13 protein-coding genes, 1 tRNA gene and 1 pseudogene are annotated in these 11,962 nt (G+C 61.0%); 7 read left to right on the plus strand and 8 right to left on the minus strand.

All coding sequences use genetic code 11. The features are described 5' to 3' along the window. Positions 1 to 43 precede the first annotated feature (43 nt). The 3 genes from amrS to TUZN_RS01545 form a co-directional block, all read right to left on the minus strand. Complete coding sequence (gene amrS, locus TUZN_RS01535; RefSeq protein WP_013679159.1) at positions 44 to 1,129, minus strand: AmmeMemoRadiSam system radical SAM enzyme; 1,086 nt, start codon at positions 1,127 to 1,129, stop codon at positions 44 to 46. A gap of 141 nt (positions 1,130 to 1,270) precedes the next feature. Continuing rightward, the gene (locus TUZN_RS01540) at positions 1,271 to 1,984 is read right to left on the minus strand and encodes a TatD family hydrolase (protein WP_013679160.1); all 714 of its coding nucleotides are present in this window, start codon (positions 1,982 to 1,984) and stop codon (positions 1,271 to 1,273) included. Positions 1,985 to 2,001: 17 nt separating this feature from the next. Continuing rightward, positions 2,002 to 2,922, minus strand: coding sequence for an N-acetylglucosamine kinase (locus TUZN_RS01545; RefSeq protein ID WP_013679161.1), 921 nt, complete (start codon positions 2,920 to 2,922; stop codon positions 2,002 to 2,004). A 75-nt stretch (positions 2,923 to 2,997) separates the two neighbouring features. On the opposite strand from TUZN_RS01545, the gene TUZN_RS01550 reads away from it, so the two are divergent. Continuing rightward, positions 2,998 to 4,734, plus strand: coding sequence for an isomerizing glutamine--fructose-6-phosphate transaminase (locus tag TUZN_RS01550; RefSeq protein ID WP_052886276.1), 1,737 nt, complete (start codon positions 2,998 to 3,000; stop codon positions 4,732 to 4,734). Beyond that, the gene (locus tag TUZN_RS01555; RefSeq protein ID WP_013679163.1) at positions 4,731 to 5,180 is read left to right on the plus strand and encodes an aminoacyl-tRNA deacylase; all 450 of its coding nucleotides are present in this window, start codon (positions 4,731 to 4,733) and stop codon (positions 5,178 to 5,180) included. The genes TUZN_RS01550 and TUZN_RS01555 overlap by 4 nt, the downstream gene beginning before the upstream one ends. On the opposite strand, the gene TUZN_RS01560 is transcribed toward TUZN_RS01555, so the two are convergent. Next, positions 5,173 to 5,358, minus strand: coding sequence for a hypothetical protein (locus TUZN_RS01560; protein WP_013679164.1), 186 nt, complete (start codon positions 5,356 to 5,358; stop codon positions 5,173 to 5,175). The genes TUZN_RS01555 and TUZN_RS01560 overlap by 8 nt on opposite strands. Positions 5,359 to 5,392: 34 nt before the next feature. Continuing rightward, positions 5,393 to 5,806, minus strand: coding sequence for a CBS domain-containing protein (locus TUZN_RS01565; protein WP_013679165.1), 414 nt, complete (start codon positions 5,804 to 5,806; stop codon positions 5,393 to 5,395). Between the two features lie 277 nt (positions 5,807 to 6,083). Here TUZN_RS01565 and TUZN_RS01570 point away from each other — a divergent pair, with 277 nt between their 5' ends. Further along, a complete protein-coding gene (locus TUZN_RS01570) occupies positions 6,084 to 7,472 on the plus strand; it encodes a YeeE/YedE thiosulfate transporter family protein (protein WP_013679166.1) in 1,389 nt (462 codons plus the stop codon). 77 nt (positions 7,473 to 7,549) lie between these two features. On the opposite strand, the gene TUZN_RS10935 is transcribed toward TUZN_RS01570, so the two are convergent. Next, a tRNA-Cys gene (locus TUZN_RS10935) sits at positions 7,550 to 7,670 on the minus strand. Positions 7,671 to 7,719: 49 nt separating this feature from the next. Here TUZN_RS10935 and TUZN_RS01575 point away from each other — a divergent pair. Continuing rightward, the gene (locus TUZN_RS01575; RefSeq protein ID WP_013679167.1) at positions 7,720 to 8,241 is read left to right on the plus strand and encodes a hypothetical protein; all 522 of its coding nucleotides are present in this window, start codon (positions 7,720 to 7,722) and stop codon (positions 8,239 to 8,241) included. Positions 8,242 to 8,505: 264 nt separating this feature from the next. Continuing rightward, positions 8,506 to 10,407 carry a hypothetical protein gene (locus TUZN_RS01580; protein ID WP_013679168.1) on the plus strand — a complete coding sequence of 634 codons (1,902 nt, stop codon included), beginning with the start codon at positions 8,506 to 8,508 and terminating at the stop codon, positions 10,405 to 10,407. A gap of 14 nt (positions 10,408 to 10,421) precedes the next feature. On the opposite strand, the gene TUZN_RS11515 is transcribed toward TUZN_RS01580, so the two are convergent. Both TUZN_RS11515 and TUZN_RS11590 read right to left on the minus strand, forming a co-directional pair. After that, positions 10,422 to 10,643: a rhomboid family intramembrane serine protease gene (locus TUZN_RS11515; protein WP_013679169.1), complete on the minus strand. Its 222-nt coding sequence runs from the start codon at positions 10,641 to 10,643 to the stop codon at positions 10,422 to 10,424. Positions 10,644 to 10,791: 148 nt separating this feature from the next. After that, a pseudogene (locus TUZN_RS11590) lies at positions 10,792 to 10,866 on the minus strand (rhomboid family intramembrane serine protease); the annotation flags it as partial. 258 nt (positions 10,867 to 11,124) lie between these two features. On the opposite strand from TUZN_RS11590, the gene vapB reads away from it, so the two are divergent. Both vapB and TUZN_RS01595 read left to right on the plus strand, forming a co-directional pair. After that, positions 11,125 to 11,349, plus strand: coding sequence for a type II toxin-antitoxin system VapB family antitoxin (gene vapB, locus TUZN_RS01590; RefSeq protein ID WP_013679170.1), 225 nt, complete (start codon positions 11,125 to 11,127; stop codon positions 11,347 to 11,349). After that, positions 11,333 to 11,749 carry a type II toxin-antitoxin system VapC family toxin gene (locus tag TUZN_RS01595; RefSeq protein WP_013679171.1) on the plus strand — a complete coding sequence of 139 codons (417 nt, stop codon included), beginning with the start codon at positions 11,333 to 11,335 and terminating at the stop codon, positions 11,747 to 11,749. The genes vapB and TUZN_RS01595 overlap by 17 nt, the downstream gene beginning before the upstream one ends. The last annotated feature ends 213 nt before the right edge of the window (positions 11,750 to 11,962 follow it).

The following is an 11,962-nucleotide window of genomic DNA, read 5'->3' on the forward strand; positions in this document are numbered from 1 at the left end:
CTTTCCGCCAAGAGGTGCTAGCCTTAATGAGCGCGAGGCGTGCTCATATGTATGCTCTATATAGCCTGCCGTATCGCCCCGGCCTACCGCGGATGGGTATCTCGCGGCCGCATCTGGGGCACTTCCCATCTCTTAGCTCTATTCTGACGGCCCTATCGCCGGCGCGTTTAATGACCGGATATCCGCAGTTGGGGCAGTACGTGTGTTGTCCTGGATGGCCGGGCAGATTGCCCACGTATACGTAGTCGAGCTCCCGCCGGGCTCTACGCCATATCTCCTCCACCATCTCCGGCGGGGTCGGAGGGTTGTTCAGCCTATGCGCCGGATAGTACGCCGTCACGTGCAGGGGCGTATCTCTGCCGAACGAGGCGACCGCGTCTATCACCTCCTCGGCGTCGCCGTCGTTTACGCCGGGTATCACCAGGTAGGTGAACTCCAGATGGACGCCGAGGCTCTTGGCGAGGCGCGAGGTCGCCAGCACTTTGTCCAGCTCGGCGGCTAGCCACCTCCTGTAGGTGCTCCGGCCGCCTTTTATGTCCACGTTCATGGCCTCCATCCCGGCCTTTGCCAGCCTCTCGACGGCTTCCTCCGAGAGGTACCCGTTGGTGTTTATAGACGCGTGTAGGCCTCTGGCGCGCGCCAGCCTGAAGAGGTCCTCCGCGTATTCTGCGAGGAGCGTCGGCTCGTTGAAGCTCACGTTGACGCCGGAGTCGCCGTTCTCCAAGGCCCACTCCACGATCTTCTCGGGCGGCGCGTATGTCCCCGTGAGGCTCGCGGCCTTGCTGAGTTGCCAATTCTGGCACCAGGCACAGGGGAAGTTACAGCCCCACGTGCTTATTGTCATGGCCGAGGTGCCGGGGTAGAAGTGGAAGAGGGGCTTTATCTCCACGGGCCTCGACTCGGCCGCCGTGAGGAGGCCGTAGACGGCAGTGTACAGCCTCCCGCCTAAGTTGAACCTAACGCCGCAGGCCCCGACGGCTCCCGGCTCCAGCCTGCACTTCCTGTGGCACAACGTACAGATGGCGGCGCCGCCCGCCGGGATCTGGTAAGGCGACGGCCTCACGTTAGGCAACCTCAACAATTCGGCGCTCGGCTTGTACGCGGGCCGGGGCCAGGAGTATATAGGCACGCGTCGAGCTACGCGATAGCTATATACCTACACGCCGCTGTGGCCGCGGCGCGCGGTTTTTAAAGCTCCTCGGCCATAGGTGCGAGGATCGGGTGACTGGCGAGGGCGAGCCCGAGAGGTGCGGACGCCACCTGCCGGCTCTCACAGCTTGAAGAGCCTAGCCGCGTTTAGATAGAGCTTCTCCTCGGCCTCCTCCGGCGTCGTCCTCCATATCTCGGCGAGGGTCTTGAGGGTTTCCCTAACCATGGGGGGCTCCAGCCTCAGCCCCCTGTACTCGTAAGGCCCGTCGCTCTCGAGGACCACCATGTCGGGCTTCGCCGCCTCGGCGACGTCTCTGTGCTTTTTCTGTATCTTGACGGCTGGATTTATCGAGATGTAAAAGCCGTACTGGGCTATCTCCTCCAGGAGGTTCAGAGGACCTGTGTACCAGTGGATGAGGGCTCTGTCGACGTCGGCTTTCCTCAACGCCTCGACCGCGTCGGCCCAGGCGTCGGGCGCGTGGACGTTCACGACCAAGTCGTACTCTCTGGCCAGGCGGAGGAACTCGGAGAAGAACTCCCTCTGTTTGTCGTAGGTCTCGGGCACGAACCTCTTGTCGAGGCCCACCTCGCCTATACACGGCGCCTCGCTCCTCTCTATCAGCCGCAACGCCTCCGAGAGGTCCTCGGGCTTCGCCTTGCCGACGTTCCAGGGGTGGATCCCCAGACACGGCACGACGCCGAACCTCCTCGCCAGCTCCAGAGTCCTCTCGGAGCTCCTCACGTCGTCGGACACAGCGACGAGCTTAATCCCGGCGAACTTGGCCAGCTCCTCGTCGCCGAACTCGTGGCAGTGGCAGTGGCAGTCGACCAGCATGGAGGCTCCGGAGCTCCCTATTTAAAACGACACGTCGCCGCGGCGGCCTCCACGAGGCGCTTGCTCAACAAGCCCTTAGCCCTCGCCGCCAACAACGCGGCGGCGCAGCTCTGCCTCACGGCCGGGCCTCTTATCTCCACGCGGTGCCCCAACGACTCCAGAGCGCCCTCTATGAGCGGCCTCAGCGACGCCTCGTTGTTGAGGTAGACAGAGCCCGTGAGCGCCACGGGGAGGGGGCCGAGGGCGCGGAGGGCCGCCGCTATGTACTCGGCCACGTGGGCCGCGGCCCGCCTCAACAGCTCCTGGGCCTCGGCGCAGGTCTCGGCCAAGGCGAACACCCTAGGCGCGTACTCCGCTATTTTCCCCCGCGGGTTCTCCGACGAGTATATAACGTATAGAAGCTCGCCCGTGTTCTTGACCCCGTAGTGCTTGAGGACGTCCTCGGCGAAGCAGCTGGGGCTGTCCAGCCCCTCGATCTCCCTCAACGCCCTCCTCACGGCCTCTCTGCCCAGATAGTAGGCGCCTCCCTCGTCGCCGAGCAGATGCCCCCATCCCCCCAACCTGACCTTGACCCCGCCCTTGACGCCGAGGAAGCTACTGCCCGTCCCCAAGATCCCGACCACGCCGTCGCCGAAGAGAAACGCCGACACGTGGGCCGCCTCCACGTCCTCGACAAACACCGCGTCCTCCAGCCCTAGGCACTTCTTGAGAGAGCCGGCGAGCCTCTCGTCGACGAGGCCCGCTATGCCCAGCCCCACCGCGTCGGGCTTTACGGTCCCCAGGCCTTCGATGGCTTTCCCTATATTGCGGCACGCCGTCTCGAGGCCCACCGAGGCGGGGTTCGAGGGGCCCGCATAGGCGAAGGAGACGGCTCCTTCCTCTCTCAACAGGACGGCCTCGGTCTTCGTGCCGCCGGCGTCTACGCCTATAATAAGCATAAATCCCCCTATAAAAAGTTATTTAAGCCTTTTTGTATACAGATAATGTTTTTTAAGAGGCGGCTTGGGGCGTATGTGGGCGGCATATTCGGCTTCTACTGCAAGGAGCCGAGGAGCTTGAGGGATATCAAGACCGGTCTGAAGAGGCTCGTCTATAGAGGCTACGACGGAAGCGGCGCGGCCTACCTCGAGGGGGGCGTTCTGAAGGTCGTGAAGCGCCCGGGCCACGTGGATGGGCTGGAGCTCCCCGACGTGTATGTCGCAGCGGCGCTCGGCCACACCCGCTACGCGTCGAGGGGCAGAGTCACTCTGGAGAACACTCACCCCCTCTTGGACTGCGGGCGGAGGATAGCGGTGGTGGTGGACGGGGTGATAGACGGCTACGAGGCGTTGAGGGACGAGCTGGCGGCCGCCGGACATAAATTCACGTCGACCACAGACGCCGAGGTGGTTGCCCATCTGCTCGAGGGGGCGGACCCGGCGGCGTTGGCCGAGCGCCTTTCCGGCATGTTCTCCTTCGCCGCCCTCACGGCCGACGGGAGGCTCTTCGCGGTGCAACGCGGCCAGCCGCTGGTAGTCGCCGTCTCGGGCAGCTGTTCCTACATATCCAGCGATATAGCCAGCCTCTACGGATTCGCCGAGGAGGCCTACCTGTTGCCGGAAGGCGCCTACGTGGAGCTGGAGCCCGGCGGCTTCAAGGTGCGGCCCGCGGAGGGGGGCCAGCAACCCGAGAGGAAGAGGGTGAAGGAGCTCCTATACGCCGAGAAGGCCGGCTTCCCCCACTTCATGCTCAAGGAGATATATGAAGTGCCGGAGGCCCTTCTGAGGACCAAGGCGGCGCTTATGGAGAAGTACCTAAGGCTGGCCTCCATGATAGTCCAGGGCGCCAAGAACGTCTACGTCATAGGCAACGGGACGAGCCTCCACGCAGGGATGGTCTCCTCGTACTACTTCGCCGATGTGGGGACGCCGGTCGACGTGATCAGCGCCGCCGAGTTCCCCCACTACGCCTTGGAGAACGTCGGCACCGGCACGGTGATATTGGCCATAAGCCAAAGCGGCGAGACGTCCGACGTCATAAGGAGCATAAGGGCGGCGAGGCGTCAAGGCGCTGTGATAATCGGCGTCACGAACTCCGTCAGCTCCAGACTCGCCATAGAGTCGAACGTCTATCTGCCCATAACGGCGGGGCCCGAGATGGCCGTGCCCGCCACGAAGACCTTCACGTCTACCCTCGAGACTCTGCTGATATTGGCCTACTACGTAGGCCTCCACACGGGCAAGAGGAGCCAGGCCGACCTAAAGGCGCTCGCCGAAAGGATCGACGGGCTCGCCAGAGCTCTGGCGGGCTCTATGCAGAGCCTCGACAAGGCCGCCGAGGGTCTGGCGGATAGGCTGGCCGCGCGCGGGGCAATCTACGTGGCCGGTAGCGGCATAGTATACCCCGTGGCTCTTGAAGGCGCGTTGAAGCTCAAGGAGGCCGCCTTGCTCCACGCCGAGGGGATCCAGCTCGGTGAGCTCCTGCACGGCCCCCTCGCCCTGGCGTCGCGGGGGCTCCTCGTCGCTGTGTTGAGGCCCACGGACAAATCGGCCGCCGACCTCTACAACAAGGCGTTGAAGATAGCGTCGGAGAGGGGGGCCGACGTCTTGACGGTGGGCCCCGGCGGCGATATGCCGGCCGTTGAGGCGGACAGAGAGCTGGCGCCCATATCGTATGCGGTCTCCCTACAGCTCCTGGCGTATAGGACCGGCGTCAAGGTCGGCGCGCCCATAGACACCCCGCCGGGGTTGGTCAAGGCCGTGACCGTATGAGGAGCTACAAGGCGCAGCTCTTGGGAGTAGAGGTGGAGGTATTGGAGTTCGACGAAGGCGTAGAGACCGTGGAGAGGGCCTCCAAGGCCAGCGGGGCTCCTCCCGACGCCATAGTGAAGACGCTGTTGGTTAAGGCCGGCGGGGATTACGTCGTCGTGCTGGCGAGAGGCAACGTGAGGGTGGACATGGAGGCCCTCTCCAGAGCTTTGGGGGCGCCGGCAACCATGGCCAAGGCCAGAGAAGTGAGGGAGGTGTTGGGGGTCGAGCCCGGCGCGGTGACCCCCCTCAGCGAGAGGGTGAAGGCGCTTAGGGTCGTGGCGGATCCCGGCATACTCGAACACGAGTACGTGCTCGCCGGCGGAGGCGCCGTGAATAGGCTAATAAGGGTAAGGACTGCCGACTTGGTCAACGCGTTGAGGCCCACCTTTCTCGAGGTGTTCAGGTAGCGCCCTCCTCGCCGCCCTCAGTCCTCTCCTCGAAGACGCCGAGGCCCGCGACCAGCAAGACGACGAACCACGCCAGGGCGAGCAACACGAAGTCGCGCGACACGAGCGCTATCCACGTAAAGGCAAGCGCGAGGAACAGCGATATCGCTAACGCTATTATCTTGTCAAGCTTGAGCATAAGGGGGGCGAAAAAAGGAGTTTTAAGAATTCCGCTAGGCGGGCGGGGCGAACGAGCCCACTAGCTCCGAGAACCGCGCGGCCTCCGCCAGCTGGCCCTCGGCGTCGGCCATATCCGCGGCCGAGATAACGCCGACGAATCTGCCGCCGACAGTCACGGCCGCCACCGCCGTCCCGGCCGCCATCATGGCCTCGGCGACTCTCCATAAAGGCTCATGCCCCTCGACCAACAAAGGCGGCTTGTCTACAGCCTCGACGACAGGCGCGTCGGCGGAGACGCCGCGGGCAACCGCCTCGACGATATCGCTCTCGGTCAACAGACCTATGACGTGGTCTCCGTCAACAACGGCGGCGCAGACGCCGTCTCGAAGCACGGCCGCTGCGGCGTCGCGTAGCCTATCCCCGAACGAGAGGAGAGCGACTTTTCTGGCTAATTCAAGGGCTTTCACATAATAAATCCGATTTATCGTTAAAAAGATTATCTTGAATGAGGAATTTTCCTCGATTTACCTATTTAAAAACTTTCATAAAGTAAAGCGATCAGTCACGTTTAATTTTATATTTTATATATAAATTTATCATTTACATATTTTTAGGAAATTAAAAATTTTTAATAGCATTAATATTTTCCATTTTAAATATATCGATAATCGCCCGGCGGATCGAGCCGACGTTATTTCAAAAATTTGACATAAATACTTAAAAATGGAAAATAAAATCACAAACATGGCAAATATACAAGATCCCCAATATCTGAAGGACATGCGGACTCTACACCTCACCGCGTGGTTGTTGCTGCTCCTCTCTCTCGCCATGCTTTTCGGCGGCATTTACATGCAAGTCGTGCTCCACCAGACGAAGGCCCCGCTGTGGCTCGGCATAGTGGCGGCTCTGCCTCTGGCCATACCTCTAGAGCTCTGGAACTTCTCGGACCCGGACACGCTGTTTAGGGTCATGGCGCTTCAGGACAGGTTCTTGATAGCGTGTTTCGGCTTCGCGATAGGCCTCGGAGCCATACTCCTGTACGGCCTAAACCTATTCACCGCGCCGAACTTCGGCTTGAAGGCCTTCTTCGTGGGCGGCGTGGTGTTGGGCGGCTTGATATTCGGCGTTGGCGTCGGGCTCGCCGGCTACTTCCCCGGCACCGTGTGGATAGCGCTGGGGCAGGGCAGGAGGGACGCGCTGTACGCCGTGTTGGGAGGCTTGCTGGGGGCCTTCACGTGGTCGGTCATATTCGGCTGGGTTAAGCCGTATCTCTGGGACGCGCTGAACTTCGGCACTATAACTTGGCCCCAGCTGTTCGGGATACCGTTCAGCGACAAGGCCGCCATGTTCGCCAGCGCGGTGATCTTCGGCATAATCATGTTCCTGGTATTTCTCTTCCTGCCGCGCTTCCCCAAACAGCCGGTTAGACAAGCCTGCGGGTTCCATCTGGCGGGGAAGGGCGGCGCCGTTAGGTACGAGGACGTCATAAGGGAGGAGAAGGCCAAGTACCCAAGGCAGAACAAGTACCTTGTCGAGCTGATAAACGAGAGCAGTATCAGGAACGCGAGGTACGTCGTCGTGTTGGGCCTCGCCTTCACCATAGAGGCAGTCGCCGTCATAATACTCCGCCAGATTTTCGGCGAGTCGACCACCTACTCCTGGATAGGGGCCCAGCTGTCGTATATGGTCAACCCCTATTGGGCCGCCTCCAATCCCTACTTCCAGCTGTTCGGCGGAATGCACATCGTGAACGGAGTGCCGGTGGACAAGCCGTTCAGCGAGATAGGCTGGGAGCCCATCACCGATCTGAGCACGTTCCTCGGCGGATTGATATCGTCGGTGTTCATATCGAGGAGATTCATGGGCTTCAAGAGGCAGATACCCAGGATCTGGGCCCACAGATTCGGCGAGTCTGAGGCCAAGAGGTTTCTCGGCTCCTTCTTCGGCGCATTTCTAGTCCTCTTCGGCGCTAGGATGGCCAACGGATGCGCCAGCGGGCACATACTCAGCGGCAATATCCAGATGGCCGTCTCCAGCTTCGTGTTCATGCTGGCCGTTATGGCCGGGGCGGTGATCACGCTCAGATACGTAATGCGCCTGAGGATAAACTCCTGGGGCTACGCCGAATAGACAAGCCGCAAACCCCTTTCTTTTTTCCCAATCTTTTCTTCCTCTGAGCTAGAATTCGGCGAGCAGAGCTCTATGGAAGCCGCCGCCGGGATTTGAACCCTATCCCGAACCCCCTCGCGGGGGCTCGACGGGACCTACGGGTCTGCAGCGTCGGCCCCCTGCAGGGTCCGCCGCTATACCGGGCTTAGCTACGGCGGCTCTCAGAACACCACGCCTACATTTATTAATTTTGCCTCGTGTAGACGCGATGTACGTGGCCGCGGCGTTCTACTCGCCGATCCACGGCGGGGAGTATGTCAAGAGGGCTTTCGAGGAGGTGAGGCGCGTTCTGCCCGAGGTGTTGGGCCCCTTCAAGTCTGCCGACGAGGTGCCGGACGCCAAGGCCAAGGTACTGCTGGCCGTCACCTTGACGGGCGGCACGGGCGTCGCCGTGGCCGACTACGCGAGGCGTCTGGGCGTCAAGGCCGTGGTGACGCTGGGCTTTCCCGAGCACAACGGCGCCGCGTCGTCTCTCTCGGCCCGATCCTATCTGGAGGCGGAGGGCGTCAGAGTCTGGCCTCTGCACTGCGCCCCCAGCGGGGACTGCGGCGGCGCGGCCGCGAGCGCCAAGAAAATCGCGAGGACGGCCGCGCTCTTGACGGCGCCGAGGGTCTTGTTGATAGGGAGGCGTAGCGCCCAGGCGGATAAGTTCTCGGCTAAGTTCGGGGGGCTCCGTCGACAGGCTCTCGGAGAGGGGCCGCCCTCTGCAGAGCAACCGCACTCGGCGTAGAGAGGCGACTGCACACCACACACGCCGTTCTAAAGCCCGTTAACACCCCCGTCTACTACGCCGCTATGTCGCTGGCGATCAATGTCCTCACGGCATAGATTAAGCTGATCTACACGGCAATATCTTTAGAAAACTTTCCTATCATATTTGGGAGCCATTTTGTGAGCGGTTGATGCTAACAAGCTGTGTATTTTACATTGTTGGAAATGGCATGGCTCCCAAATATGATAGGAAAGTTTAAATTATACACCTTTTACATATTGTATGAAGATGCTACTATTGCTCACCCTTCTAGCGGTAATCGCCATCGCCCAGTTCATACCCCTCGCGGAAGTCCTGGACTGGAACGCTAGGCCACTATCATGCGGCACCGTGTTTCTTTTCGACTCGCAGGGCAAGGTGATAGGCACTGTGAAAGTAGTAAATGGCGAACTAGAGAAGCCGATAAACGCCACTGGGGTTGCCGTGATAAAAATTGCATGGGGCTGGGTCAGCGACCCTGCCGCGGCGACGTGGATATACGACTCGAGCAACCCCCGCGACGTAATGGAGCTAGGCAACGCCTTGTCGTCTTCGGCAGTTAGGACGTATGTTTATCCCATAACGATTTATGTAGAATACGGCGGTGGGATGCCGGTGAGCGGCCTCACCGTGGTGGTCGCTGGCTTGGGCTTCTATTCTGTGTCGCGCAGTGGGGCAGATGGCAGCGCCCAAATTGTGGACACGGTGTGCGGAGGGGAGTTATCACAGATTCCGCCTGGCAACTACACCTACTACGTGTACGATCCGTCTGGCGCATTGGTGGCGAGCGGGAGGTTTGCCATCGCGCGGGGAGCCCCAGTTTTAGCCGGTCTTGCTATTACGGTTGGCGAGCCGCGGAGCGGCGTGGGTAGCGTCGTGGTGTCTGGCGTGAGGTTTTCTAATGGTAGCGTGGGCAGTCTGGCAATGCCTGTGGTGGTGGAGGGGGGTAGGTTGGTGCTCCTCGGCGAGTTGCCGCCGAGGTTTGGGAGCGTGGCGGTTTATCTGAGGTCAATTCCAGTGGGTAACGTCTCTCTTCCGGCTAGGGGCGGGGCCGTCTTGGTGTACAACGGCTCGCGTATGCCGAGTAGCCTCGCCGAGCTGGGCTTGTATGTGAACGTGACTGTGAGGGCTGTGGATATGGGCGGGGCCCTGCTGAGGGGCTCGGCGGTTCAAGTGTGGTACGGCGGCCATCTGCTGGCCAATGGGACTGATGAGGTGAGGGTGGCTCTGCCTCGTTCAGATCTCCTCGGGGGGCCCTACACCGCGGTGGTGGCCTCGCCTGCCGTGTTGCCTAATGGCAGGTTTTTCACTGCCAAGAGGGAGTTTTCCGTTGGGCGGGAGACGTCGGTGGTGGACGTACGGATTCCCGCCGTGTATACCGTGGTGAGGGTTGTGGATGGATTTGGCGAGCCGCGCCGTGATTGGCGTGTGGAGATTGTCAACGTCACCTCTGGCTTGGGGGAGGTCAGGGCGTTGCTTATCGAGGGGGAAAAATACGTCGCCAGGGCGATCGGTCTCGGCTTTACCAACACGACGGTATTCACGCCTGTGTCTGAGGTGTCTGTGGTGATCCCCACGGCCCTAGTCGAGGCGTATGTAGTGGACGGCTTTGGGAGGGTGAGGGAGGACTGGCCTGTGGAGATCGTGGGCGTGGCCTCCGGGCGGGGGAAGGTGGGGCCTGTGGAGGTCATTGCCGGGGAATACACGGCCAGAGCTGAGGCGTTTGGCAGGACGTTTCTAAACGAGTCAGTGGTGGAGAAGGGGCAAAGGGCTGTGTTGGTTGTGCACGTCCCCACCGCCAAGATAAAGGTCGCCGTGTTGGAGGAGAACGGCAAGCCGCCGGCGCAGGTTTATCTAGTGGTGCTCGGGCCTGTGACTATAAACACCACGCAACCAGCTCTGGAGGCCGAGGTGCTCGCCGGCGAGTACGTGGTGAGGGCTACGGCCGATGGTAGAAACGCCACGGAGCGGGTTGTTTTAAAGCCGGGCGAGGTTAAGGATGTGGTGCTGATGCTACCGCCGAAGCCGCGGTTCCCGTGGGAGGTGGTAGTGGCGCTCGCAGTAGCCGCCGTGGGGATCGCCACCGCCGTGGTTCACGCGAGGCGCCGCTCGCGGGCTAGCAAGTCCAGTACCAGTGGCATATAGCTCTCCTCTTTAATTTATACTAACGCCGCTAGAGCTCCTGCGATGAAGCTGCCTGTGTGGGCGAAGTAGGCGACGCCGCTTTGCGACAGGGTTATGAACTCCAGGTTGCCGTAGAAGAGCTGGTAGAGAAACCAGAACCCGACGTAGGCCCATGCCGGCACCTCGACCATGGTTATTAAGAGCACAGGCGTTAGGATGCGGGCTCTCGGATAGAGCACCATGTAGGCGTCGAGCACGCCGCTTATGGCCCGGAGGCCCCGGGCGCCGGCATATACGCTTGGCTTGGGCCTGGGTAGCCGACGCCGCCATTGACGAGGCTTGGGTCTCCACCGCCATGTAGTGAGCGAGCGCCGCGGCGAGGCCCCAGAAGGTGTGGAGGAGGGTACCGTGGCCGTAGTAATCCTCCACGTTGTCGCCGAGCACCCAGAGGTAAAGCGTGTTCCCCACTATGTGGAGCACGCCACAGTGGAGGCGTCTCGGTGGAGGGTTTTCAAGCCTCCCTTCACGAGGGTGGTGAGGTTGAGGTATCGCCTGACGGAGAAGTCGCAACTCCCGCCTCGACTACCCAGTTGCCCTCGCCTTCTTCCTCATAGGCCTCTCCCTCATGGTATACGTCATAAAATGCTTCCCAAACTCTTCCTTAGAGACTCCACGCACTTCCCTACACGTAACTTATAAGTGTGCGTTAACTTTTTAAAGTAAACACAGTATGTAAACGTGAGCGTGGTGATCGGCGTGAGGGTGCCCAGGAGGCTGAAGGAGGAGCTCGAAAAACTCGGCATAAACTACGCAGAGGAGATAAGGAGGTACCTAGAGCAGAGGGTGCGGGAGGAGAAAGCCAAGAGGCTGGCCGCCGCGCTGGACAGCATATCAGCCGGACTGGAGATAGACAGCGACTACTCCACCCAGTGGATAAGAGAGGAGCGTGAGGCTCGTAGTTGACGCCTCGGTAGTCGTCAAGTGGGCGCTTCCCGAGCCCCACCACCAGGAGGCGAGGAGGCTGAGAGACGACCACCTGGCTGGCAGAGTGAGGGCCGCCGCTCCGCCGTGTCTATGGCTCGAGGTGGCCAGCGCCCTGCGGAAATACGTAATCAGAGGGATAATCGGCAGAGACAAGGCGGTGGAGGCGCTTAGGCTCCTCCACCAGACAGACATCGAGATAATCGACGTCGAGCCGGCGCGGGTGCTAGAAACGGCGCTGAGGCTAGGAGTCACAGTTTACGATGCGGCGTACATATCACTGGCGGAGTCCCTCGGCGTCGACTTCTACACAGCAGACGAGAAGCTACTAGGCCGCACCAACGCGAAGCACATCACGCAGTACAAAAGGCCAAGGGGGTGATAGCTCTCCAACAGCGCTCTCGCCACAGCAGTAGAAATCTCCCTAATTGCGTAGCCACCCCTCTTCGCAACATCGCGTCTGAACCCACCTAAGACGGCCGTCGCGGCGCTTCTGCCATGGGGGCGTGCCAGAATTGACGGTGGAGAGGGGCGAGTCCAGATCAGAGGCCGTCCGGCGTCTAGTCCTCAAAGGCGTAGCGCCCCGAAAACCCCC

It is taken from the genome of Thermoproteus uzoniensis 768-20, assembly GCF_000193375.1.
Taxonomy (GTDB): Archaea; Thermoproteota; Thermoprotei; order Thermoproteales; family Thermoproteaceae; genus Thermoproteus; species Thermoproteus uzoniensis_A.